The 23,436-nt window shown below is 39.3% G+C and carries 18 protein-coding genes and 2 pseudogenes; 14 read left to right on the top strand and 6 right to left on the bottom strand.

Going from position 1 to position 23,436, the window contains the following annotated elements:
- Positions 1 to 2: 2 nt before the first annotated feature.
- From ACXAFJ_RS12645 to ACXAFJ_RS12635, 3 genes and pseudogenes are all read left to right on the top strand, one after another.
- Positions 3 to 647 (top strand): annotated as a pseudogene (locus tag ACXAFJ_RS12645) (IS5 family transposase); the annotation flags it as partial.
- A gap of 198 nt (positions 648 to 845) precedes the next feature.
- A complete protein-coding gene (locus tag ACXAFJ_RS12640) occupies positions 846 to 2,249 on the top strand; it encodes a lipopolysaccharide biosynthesis protein (RefSeq protein ID WP_475323798.1) in 1,404 nt (467 codons plus the stop codon).
- Positions 2,242 to 4,068: a hypothetical protein gene (locus tag ACXAFJ_RS12635; RefSeq protein WP_475323797.1), complete on the top strand. Its 1,827-nt coding sequence runs from the start codon at positions 2,242 to 2,244 to the stop codon at positions 4,066 to 4,068. The genes ACXAFJ_RS12640 and ACXAFJ_RS12635 overlap by 8 nt, the downstream gene beginning before the upstream one ends.
- 97 nt (positions 4,069 to 4,165) lie before the next feature.
- Here the strand turns inward: ACXAFJ_RS12635 and ACXAFJ_RS12630 are convergent.
- The 3 genes and pseudogenes from ACXAFJ_RS12630 to ACXAFJ_RS12620 all read right to left on the bottom strand — a co-directional run bounded on the left by ACXAFJ_RS12630 (position 4,166) and on the right by ACXAFJ_RS12620 (position 7,643).
- Positions 4,166 to 5,086, bottom strand: a pseudogene (locus ACXAFJ_RS12630) (IS5 family transposase).
- A gap of 444 nt (positions 5,087 to 5,530) precedes the next feature.
- On the bottom strand, positions 5,531 to 6,580 hold the full coding sequence (locus ACXAFJ_RS12625) for a glycosyltransferase (RefSeq protein ID WP_475323795.1): 1,050 nt from the start codon (positions 6,578 to 6,580) through the stop codon (positions 5,531 to 5,533).
- Positions 6,573 to 7,643, bottom strand: a complete 1,071-nt coding sequence (locus ACXAFJ_RS12620; RefSeq protein WP_475323793.1) for a glycosyltransferase family protein — start codon at positions 7,641 to 7,643, stop codon at positions 6,573 to 6,575. The genes ACXAFJ_RS12625 and ACXAFJ_RS12620 overlap by 8 nt, the downstream gene beginning before the upstream one ends.
- Positions 7,644 to 8,622: 979 nt before the next feature.
- On the opposite strand from ACXAFJ_RS12620, the gene ACXAFJ_RS12615 reads away from it, so the two are divergent.
- The 8 genes from ACXAFJ_RS12615 to ACXAFJ_RS12580 all read left to right on the top strand — a co-directional run bounded on the left by ACXAFJ_RS12615 (position 8,623) and on the right by ACXAFJ_RS12580 (position 18,479).
- Positions 8,623 to 9,519, top strand: a complete 897-nt coding sequence (locus ACXAFJ_RS12615; RefSeq protein ID WP_475323792.1) for an IS5 family transposase — start codon at positions 8,623 to 8,625, stop codon at positions 9,517 to 9,519.
- Between the two features lie 367 nt (positions 9,520 to 9,886).
- A complete protein-coding gene (gene wecB / locus ACXAFJ_RS12610; protein ID WP_475323790.1) occupies positions 9,887 to 10,978 on the top strand; it encodes a non-hydrolyzing UDP-N-acetylglucosamine 2-epimerase in 1,092 nt (363 codons plus the stop codon).
- Positions 10,979 to 11,077: 99 nt separating this feature from the next.
- Positions 11,078 to 12,910, top strand: coding sequence for a glucosamine 6-phosphate synthetase (locus ACXAFJ_RS12605; protein WP_475323789.1), 1,833 nt, complete (start codon positions 11,078 to 11,080; stop codon positions 12,908 to 12,910).
- A complete protein-coding gene (locus ACXAFJ_RS12600; RefSeq protein WP_475323787.1) occupies positions 12,910 to 14,130 on the top strand; it encodes a glycosyltransferase family 4 protein in 1,221 nt (406 codons plus the stop codon). Before ACXAFJ_RS12605 ends, ACXAFJ_RS12600 begins: the two co-directional genes overlap by 1 nt.
- A gap of 4 nt (positions 14,131 to 14,134) precedes the next feature.
- Positions 14,135 to 14,734, top strand: coding sequence for a sugar transferase (locus ACXAFJ_RS12595; protein WP_475323786.1), 600 nt, complete (start codon positions 14,135 to 14,137; stop codon positions 14,732 to 14,734).
- Positions 14,727 to 15,356 (top strand): acetyltransferase, encoded by a 630-nt coding sequence (locus ACXAFJ_RS12590; protein WP_475323785.1) that lies wholly within the window; start codon positions 14,727 to 14,729, stop codon positions 15,354 to 15,356. Before ACXAFJ_RS12595 ends, ACXAFJ_RS12590 begins: the two co-directional genes overlap by 8 nt.
- 2 nt (positions 15,357 to 15,358) lie before the next feature.
- Positions 15,359 to 16,531, top strand: a complete 1,173-nt coding sequence (locus ACXAFJ_RS12585; protein WP_475323783.1) for a DegT/DnrJ/EryC1/StrS family aminotransferase — start codon at positions 15,359 to 15,361, stop codon at positions 16,529 to 16,531.
- 16 nt (positions 16,532 to 16,547) lie between these two features.
- Positions 16,548 to 18,479 carry a polysaccharide biosynthesis protein gene (locus tag ACXAFJ_RS12580; RefSeq protein WP_475323782.1) on the top strand — a complete coding sequence of 644 codons (1,932 nt, stop codon included), beginning with the start codon at positions 16,548 to 16,550 and terminating at the stop codon, positions 18,477 to 18,479.
- Positions 18,480 to 18,495: 16 nt separating this feature from the next.
- On the opposite strand, the gene pssA is transcribed toward ACXAFJ_RS12580, so the two are convergent.
- Both pssA and ACXAFJ_RS12570 read right to left on the bottom strand, forming a co-directional pair.
- Entirely contained in the window at positions 18,496 to 19,830 is a 1,335-nt protein-coding gene (gene pssA / locus ACXAFJ_RS12575) for a CDP-diacylglycerol--serine O-phosphatidyltransferase (RefSeq protein WP_475323781.1), read from the bottom strand.
- Between the two features lie 101 nt (positions 19,831 to 19,931).
- Complete coding sequence (locus ACXAFJ_RS12570; protein WP_475323779.1) at positions 19,932 to 20,375, bottom strand: GNAT family N-acetyltransferase; 444 nt, start codon at positions 20,373 to 20,375, stop codon at positions 19,932 to 19,934.
- Positions 20,376 to 20,501: 126 nt separating this feature from the next.
- On the opposite strand from ACXAFJ_RS12570, the gene murB reads away from it, so the two are divergent.
- Both murB and birA read left to right on the top strand, forming a co-directional pair.
- Positions 20,502 to 21,527 (top strand): UDP-N-acetylmuramate dehydrogenase, encoded by a 1,026-nt coding sequence (gene murB, locus ACXAFJ_RS12565; protein WP_475323778.1) that lies wholly within the window; start codon positions 20,502 to 20,504, stop codon positions 21,525 to 21,527.
- On the top strand, positions 21,527 to 22,489 hold the full coding sequence (gene birA / locus ACXAFJ_RS12560) for a bifunctional biotin--[acetyl-CoA-carboxylase] ligase/biotin operon repressor BirA (RefSeq protein ID WP_475323777.1): 963 nt from the start codon (positions 21,527 to 21,529) through the stop codon (positions 22,487 to 22,489). Before murB ends, birA begins: the two co-directional genes overlap by 1 nt.
- 20 nt (positions 22,490 to 22,509) lie before the next feature.
- Here the strand turns inward: birA and ACXAFJ_RS12555 are convergent, their stop codons facing one another.
- The gene (locus ACXAFJ_RS12555) at positions 22,510 to 22,851 is read right to left on the bottom strand and encodes a DUF3135 domain-containing protein (RefSeq protein ID WP_475323775.1); all 342 of its coding nucleotides are present in this window, start codon (positions 22,849 to 22,851) and stop codon (positions 22,510 to 22,512) included.
- Positions 22,852 to 23,108: 257 nt separating this feature from the next.
- On the opposite strand from ACXAFJ_RS12555, the gene ACXAFJ_RS12550 reads away from it, so the two are divergent.
- Positions 23,109 to 23,399 carry a co-chaperone GroES gene (locus ACXAFJ_RS12550; protein ID WP_475323774.1) on the top strand — a complete coding sequence of 97 codons (291 nt, stop codon included), beginning with the start codon at positions 23,109 to 23,111 and terminating at the stop codon, positions 23,397 to 23,399.
- Positions 23,400 to 23,436 lie beyond the last annotated feature (37 nt).

The following is a 23,436-nucleotide window of genomic DNA, read 5'->3' as shown; positions in this document are numbered from 1 at the left end:
GGGTGGCAAGAGGAACCGAAAAAAAGATAGCGAATTGGACGGAGAAAAATACTGCTTTGTGCAAACGTGATTCAGTTCCGTTCTGGATAGATGATTCAGCTATTGATTCGTAGCAATGCAAAAGCCACAATGGTAAACATGCTAGAGGCTTCCAATACTCAGATAGTGCGATTGAAACTGCGGTGATGATTAAGGTTATCTTCTACCTCCCGTTACGAGCACTTCAAGGCTTTATCGACTCGCTTTTTAAGCTACTTAACTTACAGATACAATTGTCAGTAAACGTTCGAAGACGGTTCAGGTCAAAGAACGCAATAAATCTATAGGGACTACTCGCTATACAGCCATTGATTCGACTGGCCTGAAATTCTTTGGTGAGGGTGAATGGAAAGTGAAGAAAAATGCAGGAAATGTCGCAAACAGCGCCTAGCTGCTCATACAGATATTCATGAAGTCGCTAGTGACGAAGTCAGCCTTTTGAATACTGTCGATAGCGAAGTGCTATATACTCAGCCCCACCCACTGAGCAAAAAAGCTATTGCCGTATTTGCCGAGGGGCATACGACGTCAAAAATTGCCATGACAATCTAAAAAAGAAAGATTTTACTCTGTCAATACCTCTTCAAAAGAATGCAGACTTTTGGAAGGTGGTTATCGCAAAGACAAAGCCGTCTGAAAGAGTGTATATGATCACAGCTAGATATGATCGTCAAATCGTTAATTTTATGTGTTCGGAAAATGTTCCGATTTTACCTTTTGCTTACTAGTCCAATTATTTGTTCTCAGCAAAATGGTTTACAGTTTTTCTTTACTTTAACTAGAATAAGATGATGATATCGATTTTAATGAAAGACTCTTTAGTATATGGGCTAGGGACTATTCTTCCCAAGACAGTTTCATTCTTGATTGTTCCTATTCTAGTTGGCTATTTCAGTCCTTCTGATTATGGCAAACTAGAATTAGTTCTAACTTTCAGTGCATTGGTACAAATAGTTATGGGGCTAGAGCTTGAGTCGGCTCAATCGTTCTACTTTTTTAAATACGGTAGACAAAGGAAAACTATTGTAAAAACCATATTTATCACTCGCCTACTTCATGGTTTGATTATTGTAATAGTTGGACTGTTTCTATCATCATTTTTAATGGACATTTTAGGTGTTGGAAAAGAAAAGTCATCTTTTATGATATATGTCTTTTTGTATTCTCTATTTGCGCAATTATTTACGCAAATTAGTGAAGTTTACCGACTGCTATTTAAACCATTGAAATATGTCGGTTTAATAAACTTACAGGTCCTAGCCTGTCATACATTGTCGCTTTGTTTGTCTGTGTATTTTGGCTTTGGGTTGATGGGTTATTTTTGTGGCTTGTTTCTTGGGGCATTATTGTCCACGACTATAGCTACAGTAGTGTGTAGGAGCTTTCTCATTTCGGGCGAATTTGATTTTAGATTTTTGTATAAAGTTATCAAGTTCTCAATTCCACTTATTCCCGCTAGTATTTCAATGTATTTAGTCACTAATTTGGATAGATGGGTAATCAATCATTTTTTAGAACCACAATATCTTGGTATCTATGCATTGGGGGCTAAAATATCTTTAGCATTTAAAATGGTGATAGAAACCTTTCGAAAAGCTTGGTGGCCACACGCTATTAACATATTGACGAAGCCAAATGGAAAAATAGTTTTTCGTATTATAGCATTGTTTTATATGTCAATTACTTCAATTGGTCTAATTATCTCAGCGTACCTTATCCCATCTTTTGTAGACATAGTATTCGAAGAAAATTATAAGATGTCTACTAATGTTGCAATAATCCTTTGTATAGAGTCTGTCTTATTCGGATACTTTCTTATTGGAGGAATAGGCATTTGGAAGTCGGAAAAAACCTATATAAATACAGTGCTCATGTTCATTTCCTTAGTGGTTAACTTATTTCTTAGTATCAAACTGACGCAGGATTTCGGTGTGTTGGGTGCTTCGGTAGCTACAGTTGTAGCTTCTATTGTATGGTGCATGTTATCCATATTTGCTTCGAATAAATATTGGAATTTTGAAGCGGATAATAAATTGCTTATTAGCTTGTTTCTTAGTTCTTGTATTATATCATTATTTGGTTCAGGAATTTTAATATTGTCAACTAAAATGTTTATATTTGTTGTGTTTTTGTATCTTTCTATATTGATTTTTTCTATTTACAAAGTAACAAGTTACTTGAAGTTGAATAATAGGTTTTCTAATGACTGATTTAATTAAGAAATATTTATTGGAATTGGCCTACTACATATTGGGCTTGTTTTACCTCATCATGTCAGTCCTAATATTTCCTTATACCCTTTTTCAAGTTTTTAAATCCCTATTTTCGAGAAAAGATAAATATTACGCATTTACAGATATCGATGAGGGATTTAGAAATTGGTACAATAAAATTTCTTTGGATTTTTCGCGATTTAACCGTGCTGGATATAGTTGGGACGATGGACTTGGCTTATCATTAGCCTCTCGGGCATACAATAATAAAGCCACCTATTTTTTGTCGGGTACATTAGGCCAATTAAAATTAGCTACATTAGGTAGAATGTTTTGGGTGATCACAATATTCTTCCTAGTGTCTACTCAAGTAATTGAAACTACGTTTATAGCACTTGTTGTTGCTTTTTTATTGTTTTTTTCCCCTTTAATCTCGCAAGTTTACACTATGTTTGGCAAGCCCGAAGTTTTTTGGTGGTTCGTAGCACCAATAATATCTTACTTTGCTTTTTCTCAGCCGCTTGTAGCAGCATTTATTTGGAGTCTAGTTGCTTTCGTTAATGCCCCTGCTGCCTTTCTCGTCGCTTTAAGTATTTTGTTTCCTTCATTTCTTTTTCAGGTTTTTATCGCTGATTACGAAGCATTGCAAGTTTTTTACTTTGTTTTATTGACGCTTCCGGGTGGTTTAAAACTATTAGTTAGACTTGTTTTTATGAATAAAACAAATTTTCTCAACATATTAGGCAGAGAGCAGTCTGGTTTGTGGAAGCGAGATTGGAAAGACTTGAAATCAGAGTGGGTCAGTTATGCCTTGGTATCTATTTCCTTGTACTTAACAGCTACGGAATTAAATGAAGGGTTTTGGCTCTTTTTAATTCTTTTTTTTCCCGTTGTTTTTATTAGTTATTTAAATTGGAGAACTGTTTATATTAATGATGAGCAAAGCTTCCTTATGCTTTTCTGTTCCTATACAATTGCTTTATCCTCGGTTTCTCATAGTTCTAGCGCATTAGCAGTTTCGCTATTACTATCCTTTCGTATTATATATTTTCCAAATTTTTTGAATTATTTCTCCGAAGAGAAACGGAAGGTAGACTCGAGATTTTTTAAAAAATGGCTCCACTTTTTTAGTTCTTGTGAATTAATTGAAAAAAGTTCATATAAAAAGGAGCCACTATACAATGCTTTCAGATCTATTAGTCGTGGCAGTCGGATTTTGATTTTAACCGAAAGTCGTTTGAGGTCTTCAAAATATCGGCATATGATTGAAACTTTAAGGTTCGTATTGTTGGAAAATGAGATAGCTCAATTAAACGATATGTATGGCTCCATGCAGTCTGAGTCTCTTACCAAATTAACGACTGAAAATTATATTCTGAATGCTAGTCAAAGAGATTTGTCTAACTTAATAAAGATATTTGAAAAAATTCATGTCCACTATTTGATTACTTTTGACTCAAATTGTGCAAAATTGTTAACCGATTCAGGTTGTTTTAGTTATGCATCAAATGAAAATTATTATAATGGTTTGACTCAATTTCAGGCGAAGAATCTTAAGGTTTATGTCTTGAAATCAAATACGCGGGTGATGGACTTTAGATTCATCGGTCAAGACGTTCATTTCTACTCTAACATAAGCGGAGAGTTAGTGTTACCATTTGCTTATTATCAGTATTTAGATATTCGGTCTTCTAATAAAGGAAGTTCTTTACCAGTAAGTGAGTATTACTTTGAAGATCTATCTGTATCGTTATGTAAAGTAAATGTGGTTAAGGGAGAACGTTATTTACTTTCTTGTCGAAAGCTCCTTGTTTAGTAATTTAGTATTAGCATCCTTTTGATCTCTTGTGAGGTTAAGAAGCTTTGTTGTTTGACTCAGAGGTAAGGTATGCTTGTCCCATCGTGCTTTATTTCTAAACGATATACGGGGTTTTAGGCATACCAAACCCTGTAAGCTTATTCAGTCCTTCGATCATAGCGTAAGTCTCATCAACTTGAGCGTTGTAAGTTCTGGGGCTTAGTTTTCCACCCAACAACTGTTTCGCTCGTTACATTGCAGTCTCTGATAGGGACCCCTTGTGATAGCCATACTGCTTTTTCAATTTCTTGTTGGAGCTGCAGGTCGTCTGACAACCTAAGGCTAAATTACGAAAGGTTTCCTCGCTCCCAGAAGGCAGAACCTTCTTTTGGTGGGATAAGTGGGAACGCTCGTTTGAAGCGTATGGCGTGATGGCAATTTTTAGTGTCATAAGCTCCATCGCCTGATATCTCAATGATTTTTCGGCGTATCTGCTTGAGTAAATTGGGGATTATTTTGGCATTGGTTACGTTAGATAAGCTTAGCTCTTCTGCGACTATTTCGTGGGTGCTTGTATCTACTGCGATATGCAGCTTACGCTATACTCTTCGCTTCCCATCAATACCATGTCTTTTTAACCTTCCATTCACCTTTGCCATAAACCTTGAGGCCATTGGCATCAATAGCCAGATGTTGTAATACTCCTCTGGTTTTGCTTTTAAAAGAGACCTCAACTTCCTTTGCTCGGTGACTTATACAGGTGTAGAGTGGGCAAACAAGTGATATGTAAACCAGCTTAAATACGAGTCGAGAAAACTTTGCACACTCTAAATTACATAGAGAAAACGCGTTTCACCATCAGTGCGATAGTAATGGCTAAGTCGCTGAATCGGCGAGGTCTGCCACGCTTACCTTGTTTGTTTTGCTTCCACTCGGCTATGGTTTCCTCATTAATCTAAAAGGTCATAGAAACACTGTTGGGTAAGGCTTTATTATACTGCTTCCAGTTAGTTGTTTTGTAAAAAGGTTTAGGAATGAGGCCATGGCGATTGATGGCTGTAGCCGATCAGATCGTAGCTTCTTGATTTAGTTCCATCGATTTAAGCAACAAAGCCGTAAACTATTAATTCTAAGCATCGAGAATCAACCGCGATTTTTATAACTTAAACCTGGTGAATTTTGATTATTTTTCAAATAAAATATCTGCCTTTCTTACTCCTCACACCGTTCGGATAGTGGGTATTTTGACTTCGTATTCTCCGTAACTAAAGCACACTCTAGTGGATATCTGAATTGTAAGTGTTAGTTCACATTTAGCTCATGTAATTAACTTTGCCAGCTAGATTTGGATTTTTTACTTGAAATTCTATTAAATATATTTTTAGTTCAAATTTGGGATGTCATCACTCACCTTACTGATTTATTTTACTTAATCAATGAGATTTACAAAACTATTCGTTCATAACACAGCGACTCTATATTAGTTTTTCATGAAGTCTACAAATTTTCCCATTTGAGAACAATACATAGCTCTTTCACGGATGAGTTTTTTGTTAATTTCCTTCATGTTTTTACGTTCATCGGCTGTCAAACTTAGTGCAACTTTCAATTTTTCTTCGAATTCGATGACGTTGGAAAATAAATAGCCATTAGCTGTATCTAAAACCCAGCTTCTATTAGAGATGATGTTAGAAACAAAAGGTATACACCCATTTTTCATCCCTTCCAGTAGAGATAAAGATGTTCCATCTGAGAGGGTTCCACTAATGTAGATATTTGATCTTCTAATTAATTGCATTAGTGATTTGTGATTCATCTCTTTGTGAAAATGTACAAATCTGTATTTTGACTTTAAATAAAGATATCTATCTGCAGATATTTGAGGGATGACAAATGTGATTTTTTTGTCAGAAAACCCTTTTAACCCTTCTAACAACATGTCCAACTGAGAGTTTGGTACATCAGCCCTTATGGAAATTATATCTATGTCCTTACTTACCTCGTCATTCTCATGGTCGTTTTCAAGTCCATATTGCCCCACAAAAACCTTAGTAGGGCATATATTATATTGTAATATCCGATCCCTTAACTGATCAGAAACTGCATATATCTTGTGGGAAAGTTTCAAAGAAATTTTGTTGAGTATATTGGTAATGAAAGGCACAGGGGGACACAGAATATCACTACCGTGACAAACGATTGATAGTCTACTTGAAGATCTAGCTAATTTGGAGCCAATAACTGAGAGAAAACCATAACTATAACAATAGTGTGATACTATAAATTTCGGTTTAATAGTAGATATCAATTTTGCGATAAAAATTAAGCTTTTAAGATAGTGGTAGTTTTTCCCTTTTTGAGAAGCTTCTTTATGCGACAAATAAGTTATGTTAGTGCATTTGGTTTTATTAATTTTTGAAAATGTTGCCAAATTAACTTCGAAACCAGACTCTACAAAGTAATCCACCCATTTTGCGATGTGTATCGATCCAGCGTCTGCAAAAAATAAAACTTTTTCTCGACTATCCATTGATTACTCTCTTGAAAAATGATAAGCGCTCGATTTCCTTGTTACTATAGTTAAGCTTAGTTTCGCTAAACTTTCTGGTCTTCTGGTCTACATTAGAACTTGTCTGAACATGTTCAATGAAGTGGTTGATTTTTTCGAAATTCAGATTGCTGGGGGTGTTGTCTAGCTTCAAGCAAAAACTAAAGTTTGAATCTAAATCTGTGTCAATATACGCATAGATTACAGGCAAACCAAGAGCCAAGTATTGCCTTGTTTTTAGTGGCGATGCCTCCTCTAAACCTTGAAGATACAAAGATAAGGTTCCTATGCCTATTGAACATTTCTTCACGATATCATTAGCCTTATTCAAGGGTAAATAGCCGTGATATATTAGGTTAGATTTACTAACGCCTTCGACCCCAATTATATGAAAATCGTATTCACGATAATACTCCGATAACGCGACAACTTTTTCTAACCCTTGCCAAGGTTGATTAGGAGTGGTTATGAATGCAAAGCTAAACCTGTCAAATTTTTTTACCTCGGAAAAAGGATAGTCACTAAAACCAATCCCATTCGATATTACTGTGCTTGGTTTGTTAAATTTGGACATTTTTTTTTCTAGCTCGCGGCTAACGAAAACGAACCCATCAACTGAATCAAACATCATAGATCTTGTTAGTTTATTATAATAATGGGTTAATTTCGATTTTAGCTTATACTCAACGTTATCGTCTCCATTTACTTCCATTATAACTTTGTTTCTTTTTAAAATTTTATGGAGAGCTGGTGTGTATAGTTGATATCGTGTATATATAATATCAGGACAGATTTTATTGACTATTTCTGAAAGGTACATAGAGTTGTAAAACAGCCGAAAGGCCGTAAATATTCTTGATGAATTTCTATTCAAGGTTTTTTTTTCTGAAATGGTTTCAAATTTTGAATTATGAACAGTCAAGGTGTCCATTGACAAAAAAAACACGCTTGCTCGATTACATTTCCAGTGTGAAGCGTTTTGCTTTGCTTTTCTACTAACACCACTTTCAACATCTAAGTTATCAACAATATATAGAATTTTCATAGGCAAATTAAAAACAATTGTATTATGAAACCAAGTTTAGTCATTACAATTCTTTAAGTTTCGTTCTTCGTGATTGTAACATGTACTATAAATTTAAGTAAAATGCTAGTCGTGTAGTGATCGTTGAAAAGGTGTAGTTGAGCTGTCATTTTAAGCTATTTTTAATAGTATGGTACTCTTTCGGTTGTACCCGCTGACCACAGTGTCCCCCTAGTACTTTTTATTGTGGTTCTCGCCCTTTTAATCTGCCCTCAATAAGCCTAGTGCCCTAGATTGAGGAGCTAAATTTTCAACCTACGCGCTCTCCTGCTAAGTTCACTCTAGTATCTAGACTTACGGACAACTCTAGATGCAAAAGATAATCGGAAATACAAAAAAGGGCTAAATTAGGCAGTGACTCACTGACAATTTAGATTGATGAAGATGTCGTTCTTTAATTGACGCGACTAAAGTGCGAGCCTTCTGTATGAACTCGCTTGTTTATAGTTTTTGGGATTACGATAGTTCTTATGGTCAAGCATTTAATTTGAATACCGTTGCGTGACCTTCAATGGTGATTCGAGTCTATTTTTGATCTCACCGTACTACCATTTTTGTGTCCCTAGTAGGTATAAGTGCTGTAGTTAAAATAGTCAATTTGTGTTCAAGAAAAAAACAACGTTGAAGTAAATAATTATAAAGTGATACCACGAGTCTGCAGGCCTAAGGTAAAGACGAGCGGGTTATGAAAAGGACGTTATTAACTGGCAACGCCGCGTCTGGCGAAGTTTTATTTAGCGGGCGATAGATCAACGTATTAAAACATCAGTGTTGAGTTAGGAAGGCACGTTTCTAAACTAGCTTAAACGCACATACCGAAGCTCGATAGATGTTTCTGGTGGTGATGCATATGGCACAAGACGGCGTTGTTGCCTAAATCAATTGAACCTTTTTCAAGCCCTGCGATCTGATCCCTTGTGATGGCAAGAGCGGTGGTGACATGGAGAAAGCGAAAAAGAAGATAACGAATTGTGCAGAGTACAATATGGCTCTGTGCAAGCGTAGTACGGTTACGTTCTGGATAGATGACTCAGCTATTGATGCATGGCAATGCAAAACCCACCATGGTAAGGGTGGTAGAGGCTTCCAGTACTCAGAAACTGTGTTGATAATTAAAGGTATCTTCTCTCTGCCGTTACGAGCCCTTCAAGGCTTTATCGATTCGATATTTAAACTACTGAACGTACAACTGACGTCCCCTGACTACACTTGTCTCAGTAAACGCTCGAAGACGGTTCAGGTCAAATATCGCAATAAATCGAGAGGACCTATCCGCCATATCACGATTGACTCAACTGGTCTAAAAGTCTTGGGTGAGGGTGAATGGAAAGTGAAAAAGCATGGGGCAGAAAAACGCAGAACATGGCGAAAACTGCACTTAGCTGTTGATGTGGATACTCACGAAGCAATTAGTGCCGAAGTTAGCCTTGTCAATGTTGGCGATAGTGAAGTGCTATCTACGCTGCTCAACCCCCTACGCAGAAAGGCCATAGCCGTATCTGCCGATGGTGCCTACGACACCAAAAATTGCCACGAGACTCTGAAAAGGAAAGGTTGTACACCGTCAATACCGCCTCGAAAGAATGCAGCCCTTTGGCAAGATGGTCATCCCAGAAACAAAGCCGTAACAGCGTTGAAAAATGGAACATTAGCGGAATGGAAAGTCGAGTCTGGTTATTACTACCGTTCAATATCAGAGACCGCAATGTCTCGATATAAAGGACTCACAAGCGGTAAGCTGAGCCTGAGATGTTACAACGCTCAAGTGGGCGAAATTATGGCGAATGTTAAAGCTATAAACAAAGCCATAAGACTAGGTATGCCCATAAGAGGCTAACTGCTGGGCAGCTATGGTATCGTTGACCCTGAAGCTGATTTGATCAACAACACCGTATAAGACTGTGTTATAAAATAATTTTTATACAAAAAAGCCACTCGTACTGGCGGCTATGCTCTGCTTTTAAAAAACACTCAGACGGGTATTAATCTTTCTAAATTTCAATGGTCTAGGTTGCGAGAATAGAAGTGTTAGACAATATCAATGGCCTCGTTAATGCCCGAAACAATAATCGCCTTGAATTAGTAAACAAAACCCTTTAGTACTTTCAAGGCAGGCAATCACCTAAAGAGACGTTTGAAAGCTGGGGGAGCTGGACTTTTTTGTGGTATGCTGGAAATCAAATATTCGTTACATGAGTAAGTTCGTGAAGATTGTAACTATACTTGGCGCTCGCCCACAATTTGTTAAAGCAGGTACAGTTAGTCGCCAAATCAAGCAATTTGTAAAAAGTGGCCATAATCTTTCAGAGGTTATCGTTCATACGGGTCAGCATTACGACACAAGTATGAGCGATGTATTTTTTAAAGAAATGAAAATTCCTCATCCTAAATATCATCTTGGTATCGGAGGACTCAATCATGGAGCAATGACTGGTAGGATTATGGAGAAAGTCGAGGGTGTTTTGATAAAGGAAAAACCCGACTGTGTTTTGGTCTACGGGGATACAGATTCCACATTAGCAGGAGCGCTAGCGGCTAGTAAACTCAATATTGATATTGCTCATGTAGAGGCCGGTCTTCGGTCTTTTAACATGAAAATGCCTGAAGAGGTTAACCGTATTGTTACAGATAGATTAAGTTCGTTATTATTCTGCCCTTCAAAAAACGCAGTTAATAATTTGGAGCGTGAAGGAATATCAAGTTCAAATTCATTTACGAAAGTCGTTCAGTCCGGTGACGTAATGTATGATGGTGTGATGTTTTATAGAAGTTTATCACAAAGGCCGTCCATACCCATTTTGTCCAATAACTTCATTTTATGTACAATACATAGAGCGGAAAACACCAATTCGATTGAACGCCTTTATTCTATTTTTCATGCTGTAAATCATATCGCCAAAAACCAACAAGTTGTCTGTCCTTTACATCCTCGAACGCAGAAGTTAATTGATAAGTATAATTTACCTACACAAAATATAACTTTTGTAAAACCATTGGGGTATTTGAACATGATTTGGTTACTAGATAAGTGCTCTCTAGTTATTACAGATAGTGGTGGTTTACAAAAAGAATCCTATTTTTTTAAAAAAGCGTGTTTGACTTTGAGAGATGAAACTGAGTGGTGTGAGTTAGTCGATCTTGGAGTAAACAAAGTTGTGGGTGCTGATTTTGACAAAATCGTTAATGCATATGTAAAGTATCGAGATTCTGACCTTAGAAGCTTTACGGAGGAACCATATGGTAGTGGCTCTTCTGCTGCTGTTATAGTTAAAGAAATCATTGAGATGAAGTCGTAGTTTTAATTAGCTGTTTGCGTTACATCGCCCTCAAAGAGCGTGTCAATGGTATGTTTCCTCAAAGTTTAATTTAATATCGTGTGAGTAGAAAATCGAATTATGTGTGGTATTTTTGGAGCAGTAAGTTCTGCAAGCATTGTAGTTAGGGATATAAAGCTCTTGGTAGAGAGCGCTCGTCAACGAGGTAGGGATTCTAGTGGTCTTGTATTCGATACTGCGAATGATTACTCAATCGTTAGGGCTGATTTCGATGTCAGACAGCTGCTGTCAAAAACTCAAGTAGAAGAGAGCAACTTCATTATGGGGCATAGTCGGCTTATCACAAATGGGCTAGCCGACAATCAGCCAGTAGTGCGAGGTAACATTGCTGTAATTCACAACGGAATTATCGTAAATGACGATGAATTGTGGGCTAACTCGAATTTTGATAGGTATAGCGAGATAGATAGTGAGATACTCGCTGCTTATTCTGAGTCACATATTTGTGAGTTTGGTACACTAGAGGGGGTGTCTGAAAAAATTTTACGCGACTGCAGAGGTGTCGTTTCGGCCGCGGTTCTTTCAGCAGACCTCGGACAGCTCGCTCTTTTTTCCAATAACGGTAGTTTATATACTGGTAAAAAATCTCAAACAATTTACTTCTCTTCTGAAAAATTCCCCCTCAAAGAAATTGGTTGCACGGACATAAAAGTTGTAATTAATCAGGAAATCATTATTGAGATACCCAAAAAGTACTCACTGAACGTGTCTGATATTAATCAGCGAAAAATGGATTTGATACCCAAGTTTCAATCCTGCTTTGAAGAGCGTGCAATGCTATTGAATCCCAGACCTGATTTAATGCGCTGTACTAAGTGTATTCTCCCCGAAACCATGCCTTTCATTGAGTTTGATAGAGAAGGGGTTTGCAACTACTGTAATAACTACTCTATTCGAAACAAACCGAAACCCAAAGAAGAGCTCTTTGACCTGGTAAAGCCGTATCGCAGGAAAGATGGTTTGGACTGTATCGTACCATTCTCTGGAGGGCGGGATAGTTGCTACGGCTTGCATTTAATCGTCAACGAGTTAGAGATGAAGCCTGTAACGTATACCTATGATTGGGGTATGGTGACAGACTTGGGTCGACGTAATATTAGCCGAATGTGTCAAGAACTTGGTGTAGAAAACATCATTATTGCAGCTGATATCGAGAAAAAACGTCAGAATATTGCTAAGAATCTAAAGGCGTGGCTGAAGTCTCCTCATTTGGGCATGATCAGTATTTTAACAGCAGGCGATAAGCACTTTTTTAGGCATGTCGAAACAGTCAAACGGCAAACTGGAATTAATTTAAATCTTTGGGGGGTTAACCCGCTTGAAGTCACCCATTTTAAAGCTGGCTTTTTAGGTGTTCCTCCAGTATTTGAAGAAAAACGTGTCTATATGCATGGATGGCGAAAACAACTTGAATATCAGAAGTTAAGATTTAGCGCCATGCTGGAAAGTCCAGGTTATTTTAATAGCAGTTTATGGGACACATTGTCTGGTGAGTACTATCGCAGCTTTACCGAAAAGAAAGATTATTTCCATATTTTCGATTATTGGCGTTGGGATGAGCAAACCATAGATAATACATTAATAAACGACTACAACTGGGAAACAGCAGTAGATACGTCTACAACTTGGCGTATTGGTGATGGTACCGCTGCTTTCTATAACTACATCTACTATCTAGTAGCAGGTTTTACTGAGCATGACACCTTTAGGAGTAATCAAATAAGGGAAGGCCAGTTAACTAGAGATGAAGCCTTAAAGCTCGTTCAAGAAGAAAATCAGGCTCGTTATGAAAATATTAGATGGTATTTAGACGCTTTAGGTATGAATTTTAAAGAAGTAATTTCAGCGATCAATAAGATTCCCCGCCTCTACAAAGAGAAAGGTGAGTGGTAGTGAAGAAGTCCATTTGGTATATCTCCAAGTACTTTGCCCCGAAAACACCAGAGTCTCCAGGAGGAAGAGGCTGGCTACTTTTAGAAGAACTATCAAAACTTGGCTATTCTCCATTGGTTATTACTTCTGATTCTAACCAACTTATTACTCCTCCGAAGTTTGACGGTAATAGTCTAACCTTGGATGAATCAGGTATTAGAACAATTTGGCTTAAAACCTATAAATACCAAAATGCCAAATCGTTACGAAGGATAGTTAGTTGGCTACACTTTGAATTTAACACCTTAAGAATTAATAGTGCTAACGTAACACCCCCGAGCGTAATTATCGCTTCAAGCTTGTCTTTATTTTCGATAATAAGCGGACTGTATTTCTCCAAAAAATACAAATGCAAATTGGTATTCGAAGTGAGGGATATCTGGCCTCTGACTATTACAGAAGAAGGCGGCTTTAGTACTCGAAACCCATTTGTTTGGGCTTTAGGATTGCTGGAGAAGCTGGCTTACACGCGAAGCGACTTGATTATTGGGACTATGCCTAACCTCAAAGAGCATGTTCAAAACGTAGTGAAAAGCCCTCCGCCAATTCATTGTATTCCAATGGGATTTGTAGAAAAAAAAGTAGCAGATATCCAGCCGTTAGAGCGCTCTTTTGTTCAAAAGTACTTCGGTAATTCAAAGTTTAAAATTGTTCATGCTGGCACAGTTGGTATAACTAATGCGTTAGAAACCTTTTTTTGTGCAGCAGAGAAGTTAGTTGAACATCAAAGTATAGAGTTTGTTCTTGTTGGGGATGGCCCATTGAAGGCAGAGTATGAAAACACTTATGGTCATTTGCCGAATTTGGTTTTTGTTCCTAAAGTAAAAAAAAGCGAAGTACATCAGGTGTTGGAGCTTTGTGATCTGGTGTATTTTTCTGTTTTCCCTTCTAAAGTCTGGAATTATGGACAATCTTTGAACAAGGTTATCGACTATATGTCGTCGGGTAAACCAGTTTTAGCTTCATATTCAGGCTTTCCTTCAATGATAAATGAAGCAGAGTGTGGCTCGTTTGTACCCGCTGGAGATGTCGACTTAATGTGTGATGAGATAATAAAGTATTCTCAGATGTCGCTTGCCCAACGAAACGAAATTGGTGCTAGAGGGAAAAGTTGGTTGGAAACAAATAGACAATACTCAAATTTAGCTAGCGAGCTAGATTCTATTTTGAAAAAACTATAACAAAATGAAACGTTTCTTAGATATTGTAGTTTCCTTACTGGCTCTAGTAATTTTTTCACCTCTGCTTTTAATCACGAGTATTTTAGTCCGATTTAAGTTAGGTTCTCCGGTCCTATTTCGCCAAACTCGCCCCGGCTTGAATGGCCAACCATTTGAGATGCTGAAGTTTCGTACTATGTTGGATGCAGTAGATGAAACCGGTACTCCTTTACCAGATGAGTCAAGACTTACTAATTTTGGTAAGAAACTACGAAAAACTAGCTTGGATGAACTACCTGGACTGTGGAATGTTCTAATCGGTACTATGAGCCTAGTAGGCCCTCGACCTTTGTTAATGGAGTATTTACCTCTATACGACAGTACGCAAGCAAAGAGGCACAAGGTGAAACCGGGTATAACTGGCTGGGCTCAAGTTAATGGCAGAAATGCAATAAGCTGGGAGCAGAAATTTGAATTAGATGTTTGGTATGTTGAAAATCAAAGTATTTGGTTGGACATCAAAATACTATTTATGACCATTGGCAAAGTGCTCATGAAAAAAGATATTAGTTCTGCAGAGCATGTAACCATGGAACGCTTTCAAGGAACGCGAAAAAATGACTAGTTGTGCTATTTTAGGGGCAAGTGGTCACGGTAAGGTAATTGCTGAAATTGCTGAATTAAATGGTTTTCAAAAGATAGACTTCTATGATGATACAACGTCTGGCGCTCAGAAGGTTGAACATTGGAATATTGTTGGCGATACAAATAGTCTAATTGTTAATATTGGTCAATATGATTTGGTAGCTGTAGCAATTGGCGATAATAGCATAAGATTACAGAAATATCAGGTTCTTAAAAATAAGGGAGCCAAGCTAGGGGTGCTAACCCACCCCAAAGCTACAATTAGTAAATATGCGTTTATTAGTGCCGGTACTGTGGTTATGGCTAACGCAAATGTTGGCCCTTTCGTCAAAATTGGTGAAGCCTGTATAGTTAATTCTTCAGCTAGTATAGATCACGACTGCATAGTTAGTGCAGGAGTTCATGTTAGCCCACGGGCCTGTTTGGCTGGCAACGTTCAAGTTGATAGTTTGGCATGGGTTGGTGCAGGCGCAACGATAATCCAAGGCATTAGTATTGGTGCTAAATCAATTGTTGGTGCTGGTGCAGCAGTAATCGATAATGTGCCAAAAATGACTCTCTCAGTTGGTATTCCCGCGAAAAGCGCAAAAAGGATCAATTAGTTTTGTTAAATACTCCCTTCTCCCCGTGGCCCTCTTTTACTCAAGAAGAGGCTGATGCTGTTTCTCGTGTTCTGTTGTCTAACAAAGTCAATTATTGGACTGGTACTGAGTGCAGGGAGTTTGAAACAGAGTTTGCTGAACAAGTAGGTTGCAATTATGCCATTGCATTAGCTAATGGGACGCTGGCCCTTGATCTCGCATTAAAAGCACTAGATGTGGGTTCAGGGGATGAAGTAATAACAACACCTCGCACATTTTTGGCATCGGCGTCTTCAATTGTTAATGCCGGGGCTAAACCTGTATTTGCCGATGTTGATTTAGACAGTCAAGCAATAACCGCTTCTTCAATTGAAAGTGTCGTAACAGGAAAAACCAAAGCTGTTATTGTAGTTCACTTGGCGGGTAACCCTGCTGATATGGATCCAATTATGGAGCTATCAAAAAAGTACGACTTTGCAGTTATTGAAGATTGCGCACAAGCTCATGGTGCTGAGTACAAAGGGCGCAGTGTTGGTAGTATTGGTCATGTAGGCGCATGGTCGTTTTGTCAAGACAAAATAATGACTACTGGCGGTGAAGGTGGCATGGTTACTACAAATAATAAACAGCTATGGGGCAAAATGTGGTCATATAAAGATCATGGCAAAAGCTATGATGCAGTTTATCATCGTGTTCACCCACCCGGATTTCGTTGGTTACATGAGAGCTTCGGTACTAATTGGCGTATGACAGAAATGCAAGCAGCAATTGGTAGAATTCAGCTGAAGAAACTTTGCAAATGGACCTCAATCCGAGCGGAGTACGCAAAAAAAATTGATAGTGCTGTAACCAATTTTAATTCGATACGTAATATAGAAATTTCCACAGACTGTAAACCTGCTCACTACAAACATTACTTATTTGTTAAGTCTGAAGAACTCAAAACAGACTGGACTAGGGATAGAATTGTTGAAGAGGTTAACTCTCGAGGAGTGCCAATTTACCATGGTACTTGCTCGGAGATATATCTAGAAAAAGCTTTCGAAAATAAATGCAGGCCAGTGACTCGGCTTCCCAATGCAAAAATACTTGGACAAACGAGCTTAATGTTATTGGTTCATCCCACTTTGACTAAAGATGAGATAACCAAAACATGTTATGTATTGCGCGAAGTTTTGTCCTTAGCAACCAAATAGAAGTGGGTTTAGAAATATGGTTGTTCTAACTCCAATATGGAGTTTATCTCGTCCTATTAAGCGTTTGTTGAGCGTATTCATTGATAGCGTTTTTGTTGCTTTGTCATTAGCAATGGCTTTTTGGGCTAGACTAGGTGATATTGATTCATTGTTGAATCAATCAACACTCTATGTCTTGATTGGGACGTTGGCCATTACGGTAGTAACTTTTACTCGACTTGGTTTGTATCGGGCAGTATTAAGGTACCTCACTTTCCATGCTCTGGCTGTTGTTGGTATTGGAACGTTGGTATCGGCTTGCTCTGTTGCTATTCTGGCATTTTATTTTGACGCTTTTGTTCCACGATCCGTACCTATCATCTACGGTACCTTCCTTTGTTTATTCTGTGGAGGTTCGCGATTAATTGCCAGGACTTTGGTTTACCAACTTAATAATCCAAATAGCGAGCGAAGAAAAGTTCTAATTTACGGCGCGGGAGATGCTGGACGCCAATTAGCTCAAGCTCTACGGGTGTCAAATAACGTAAAAGTGGTTGGTTTTATAGATCAAGATAAAACTTTAGTGGGCTCTACTATATTGGGTTTATCAGTAAACAACGCGGAGACAATTTACAAGACGATAAAAAAATTCAATGTTCAACAGATTTTGTTGGCCATTCCCAGCGCGAGTCGTTCGGAAAGAAAGAAAGTTATTGATTCCCTTGTGCATCTTCCCGCTGAAGTTCTCACTGTACCAGACATGCAAGACATTGTAGAAGGTCGAGCCAATATTGATGAGCTTAAAGACGTAGAAATAGATGACTTGCTTGGACGGGATCCTGTAATACCTCACGAACCTCTGATGGAGGCCAATATCAAAGGTCAAGTTGTGATGGTCACGGGCGCCGGGGGGTCGATTGGCTCTGAACTTTGCCGACAAATTTTGACTCAGAAACCTAAAACTTTAGTTCTTTTCGAACTATCGGAGTTTGCTCTATATCAAATTGAAAGGGAACTGAATCAGTTGACTGTTGATTTAGCAACTACGGTCGAAATTGTTCCCTTGCTAGGTTCTGTACAGCGAATTAACCGACTCGTTACGACAATGAAGTCTTTCAATGTTGATACGGTATATCATGCAGCGGCATACAAGCATGTTCCGTTAGTTGAACATAATGTCGTAGAAGGTGTCCGGAACAATGTTTTTGGTACTTTTTTCTGTGCAAAGGCAGCGATAGAAGCAGGTGTTAAGTCATTTGTTTTGATTTCGACTGATAAAGCTGTGCGTCCAACCAATGTCATGGGGACAACGAAACGAATTGCAGAACTTGGTTTGCAGGCGTTAGCTAAAGAGAATACTGAAACTCGATTCTGCATGGTGCGCTTTGGTAATGTGCTTGGTTCTTCTGGTTCAGTAATCCCACTGTTTAAAAAGCAGATTGAAGCAGGTGGCCCAGTTACTGTAACTCATAAGGATATTATCCGATACTTTATGACTATCCCAGAAGCAGCTCAGTTAGTTATTCAAGCAGGAGCAATGGGTAAAGGTGGCGACGTATTCGTATTGGATATGGGTGAGCCTGTCAAAATTTCTGATTTAGCCGCCAATCTAATAAAGCTTTCAGGGCTAGAAGTGAAAACGGAAGAAAACCCTTACGGTGATATCGAAATCCACTATTCAGGCTTACGACCAGGTGAGAAGCTGTATGAGGAGCTATTAATTGGAGACAATGTCGAGCAGACTTCCCATCCTAGAATCATGACTGCTAACGAAAAGTTTTTGGGAATTGCAGAGTACAATACATTGTTAGATGAACTGGATAAAGCTTGTCACAACTTTGACCATCAACGTATTCGCGATTTGTTACTCGCAGCTCCAACGGACTTCACACCTACTGATGGTATAGAAGACTTAGTTTGGAAGCGTTTAAAATCCCAAGAAGAAAAGCAATCTCAAGTTATTCATTAGTTGTCTGTTTTAGAGGCTACAAAATCTGCTTAAGTAGCCTATCTGCACGAACCCGAGTAATTCGTTTAATAAGCCGTTGAACTGCTGCAGGGTAGTTTTCCGGCTTTTCTATTTGTTTGTAGGTGCAGATAAGCTCGGTGTTTTCTTCAATTTGTGAGCGTTCTTGATCGAACTGGGCAACCAATTTTCCTTCATTGTCTTGAATTAACAATCCATTCTCTAGGTCTAACTTCCAAGCTCTTGGGTTGAGATTATTTCCAGTCAGTAGCATGAAGCGTTTGTCTACCCAAATCCCTTTGAGGTGGAAGCTGTTATTGTCGTGTTTCCATAGGCGGATGGATAGTTGTCGGCTAGCTAGGTACGCTTCTTTATTCTTGGTGAACTGGCGTAAATTGCGCTCATAGAGGTAAGGCAATCCACCGATTGTTTTGAACGGCTTTGACGGTGGAATGTAGAAATCATTAGCCGTCTTATCACCAACTACTATAGACACTTTAACTCCGCGTCTTAGTGCCTTACGGATTTCTTTTGAAATCGCACGCGGAAAGTTGAAATAGGGTGTACAAATCCAGATTTCATCTTTGGCTGAGGCCAACAGTTTTACGATGGATTGATTGAGTAGATTCCGCTTTTTACCCAAGCCTGCGATTGGAGTAATACTGAGTTCACTTTTATCACTTGGCTCAAATCGATACTGGGATTTGGTCAAAATGGCTCTGTGTTGCCTGATGGCTAGTTTATTTTCTTTGGTGGTTGGCCTAGACGGATTGGCAAGATTAAAAACCGCCGTATTGTTTAAGAAGTTCTCAGTAACATAATCGACCATGCTATTAGCGAGTTCAGCGTTTTTAATGACGTGGTAGCGATCAAAGCGATATCTCTCTTGTTTATTGAGGTAGATATTGTTGATACTCGCGCCGCTGTATATCACGGTGTTGTCGATTACAAACCCTTTAAGATGCAATACGCCAAAGACTTCGCGATTTTGTACTGGAACACCATAGACCGGAATGTTCACCGAATGAGTTTCAGCGAACTGCTGGTACATATCTGCATTGGTAGAATTAGCATCAGCTCCAATTAGTCCCCGCTGCGCACGGTGCCAGTCAACAAAAACTGCAATTTCTAATTCGGGTTTGTTTTGCTTTGCTTGATAAAGTGCACTGAGAATTTCGCGGCCAGCCTCATCGTCTTCTAAATACAGTGCGATAAGGTAGATCCTATGATCTGCTTTTCTGATTTGTTCCAATAAAGTCTCGCGAAACTCACTTGCTGAGAACAAGGTTTTAAACTGCTCTGCTTCAAAAGCAATGGACGGAATTTGTTCGATTGAGAATCGACGAGGGAGCATTAACAACAATCCAGGTTGGCAAACATTATGGTCCGAAGTGTAGCAGACTAAGATATAAGAGAGCTACGCCGGCATGCAATACGATATATCTCATCACAATTCTAACTGTTCTGACTGGCGTTTTGGTAAAACTTCATGGGAATTAATGGCTTTCCGCTGGTGATGTAACGTTCAAATCGCTGTTTAAGAGAGTTTGGAAGAGCGCTTTCGTCAATACTAACAAAGCCATGCTTGGAATACAGAGTCACTAAGTGGTCAAAGCTAAAGCAGTAAGTCGTCTCGCTGAACACAGTATCGTTCATCTGCTCAAGCATAAAACTTGAAACACCTAGTCGTCGTTTTGCCGGCAAAACCAGCATACCTGTCAATAATTGAAAATCTTCGATCTGTTTTAACCGTGCTAAGCCAACAATGTTAGTATCTTGATAACACGCAAACAGTCGTTCGTTTTTTTTGGCTTTGCCAGCAGGATAGTGAGACTTATAAAGCTTGTTCGCCAAGGGTGTCATCATCCTATCAAGCTCAATGACAGACAATTCATTCATTACTTTCTCTGTTAGTGGGACGTCAGTTGTTCATCAATTTTACCCAGTTCTGTTGGAATATCATTAACAGTGCTTGAGCAAACCGTTATTATCAGTCGATATTCTCTTGTTAATCGTAGTACCACTGTGGCCAACTCATCCCTAAAAGATCATCACACCTTTGCTATCGATACCTATTGTAACGAGCTTGTTTCGTTTACCACGGCAGAGCAGCTTTTCCAGCGATTTCAAAACTTAGACGAACAGCATCTGATATTAGGAAAGGGCAGCAACGTTTTATTTGTTGAGCCTTTTGCGGGCATTGTTTTGGTAAATGCGATTTTAGGCAAGCAAATATCAGAAACCGAGCAGGATTGGCATTTGCATGTAGGGGGAGGGGAAGACTGGCCAAATTTTGTTGAGTGGTGTGTGGAGCAAGACATCGGTGGTCTTGAAAACTTGGCGCTAATCCCCGGTTGTGTAGGTAGTGCACCGATTCAAAATATTGGTGCTTATGGGGTGGAGCTGGCGGATGTCTGTGAGTATGTCGATGTGCTCAATTTGCACTCTGGTAAGGTTGAACGATTGCCTGCTGATGATTGTCAATTTGCTTATCGAGACTCAGTTTTTAAGAAGTCTTGGCTTGGTAAAGGTGTGATTGTAGCGGTTGGATTCAAACTCTCAAAAACTTGGAAACCGGTACTTGAATACGGTGAGCTAAAACAGATTAAAGGGGATTCGATTACTCCACAGCAAGTGTTCAAAAAAGTGTGCGAGATTCGCCGTAGCAAATTACCTGACCCTAGAAAAGTAGGAAATGCAGGAAGCTTTTTTAAAAATCCTACGGTCAATGAAGATCAGTTCCTTCAACTGAAGAAGACGTTTCCTGAGATGGTTGGCCATAAAGTAGCTGGCGGGGTCAAGCTGGCGGCAGGCTGGTTGATTGAGCATGCTGGATTAAAAGGATATCAAATTGGTGGCGCTATGGTGCACGACAAACAAGCATTAGTGTTAGTTAATACCGGAAATGCACAAGCTAAAGATGTGGTACAGCTCGCTGAATATGTCTACCAGACTGTCAAGGCCAAATACGGCATTGAACTTGAACATGAAGTGCGCTTCATCGGAGCCAACGGTGAGACCAATTTGGCTACGTTAATGGGGAGAGCCTAATGAAAGAACATTCGGTTAAACTCAATATTCTTAAAGAACTTGCCGATGGCGCATTCCATTCCGGCGAAGTACTTGGCCAAAACAACCAAATATCTCGGGCAGCAGTCGCCAAACATATCAAAGGTCTGCAAAGTTGGGGGATCGATATCTTTAGCGTCCAGCGAAAAGGTTATCGGTTGGCTGCGCCACTTGAATTGCTTGATGAGAAAAAATTAAATCAAAACCTGTCGACACCGGTTGATGTCATTCCAGTAATAGATTCGACTAACCAATATCTGATAGACCGAACTGAATCGTTGCAGTCTGGGCACGTGTGTGTCGCCGAATACCAGCAAGCGGGCAGAGGACGGCGTGGTCGAACTTGGGTTTCACCATTTGGCAGTAATCTTTATTTGTCCATGTATTGGCGGCTTGAGGCAGGTATGGCCGCCGCAATGGGACTGAGTCTAGTGGTTGGCGTGTCTATCGTAGAAGCGTTAGAGAGCCTTGGTATTCATGGCGTTAAGCTCAAGTGGCCAAATGATCTCTATTATAACGACCGCAAGCTGGCAGGGATTTTGGTGGAAATGTCTGGCCAAGCTGGCGGCGCGGCCCATCTAGTGATTGGGATGGGATTAAATATTTCGATGAGCGATAAGGTTGAAGGCATTACTCAGCCTTGGGTAGCGTTGAATCAAGTTTCAAACTGGAAAAACCTAAGTCGAAATCAGTTGGTTGAAGCGCTAGTGACGCACCTATTTACATCCCTATCTGAATATGAGTTAAAGGGGATGAACGGTTTACCCGAGAAGTGGCAAAAGCTAGACAATTTTTACGGGCGCCCAATAAAGCTGTTAATGGGACAAAAAGAAGTTCAAGGTATATGTCGAGGAATCGACCAGCAAGGTGCTGTATTGCTAGAAACACCTAACGGAATTGAGCCTTATATCGGCGGGGAGATATCGCTGCGTCCAAATGAATAAAGGTGTTATTGGCACTAACTTTAGCGCCAATTCTCTTGTTGCTTGGGTTGAAATGGTATCACCACCGCCTCGCTTTCACATTCCATATCACCTCCCAATGCATTTTGGAACTTACCAAATTGAACCGAGAGCTCTTGCATTAGAACTACATTGGCTTGGTTGGGGTTTTTACATTGTCCAACCACCCTATCAATGTGACTTTGCTGCGCTCGTAGCCTGTCTTGCATCTTGTCTGATGCAGAAAGGATCATCTCTTCACACATCTCCTTTTTAAACTGATCAAACGCACCAGGATTTTGCTCAGCGAGCTCCATTAACTCATCAAAAGGCGGCAAGGCTTGTTCGTAACGATTGGCTTCCATTGGGCTACTTCCATTACTACTGATTAATATATCAACAATAAGGTTAATACAGAAAAGTGGTTTTTGCAGGTGAAGGAATGAAAGATCTTCATGCCGTTAAGAATTGCTTCTCTATCCAAAGGGTAGTTGGTTTTTTTAGCTAGCTCACAAAAATATCCGATTTTCCCCTTGGGTTAGTGCTTAAAAGCCCCCATTAACAGTTCAAGCCAATAGTGGCGCTTATCAAACAACATGGATATTTTCAGGAGAGACGACCGATGAACATTCGTCCATTACATGATCGAGTAATCGTAGAACGCCAAGAAGTTGAATCAAAGTCAGCAGGCGGCATTGTTCTAACTGGCTCTGCGGCAGAAAAATCTACCCGTGGTGTAGTTCTAGCAGTAGGTAACGGCCGAATTTTAGAAAACGGTACAGTGCAGCCTCTAGATGTTAAAGCTGGCGATACTGTGATTTTCTCAGAAGGCTACGGCGCAAAGACTGAGAAAGTTGATGGCAAAGAAGTTCTAATCTTGTCTGAAAACGACATCTTGGCAATCGTTGAGTAATTCACTCTGAATCACAACGAACAACTAAAAATCGAAT

It is taken from the genome of Vibrio sp. ABH4_348 (assembly GCF_056159765.1).
Note: the sequence above shows the minus strand (reverse complement) of the source record. Positions and strands in the feature narration are given on the sequence as shown.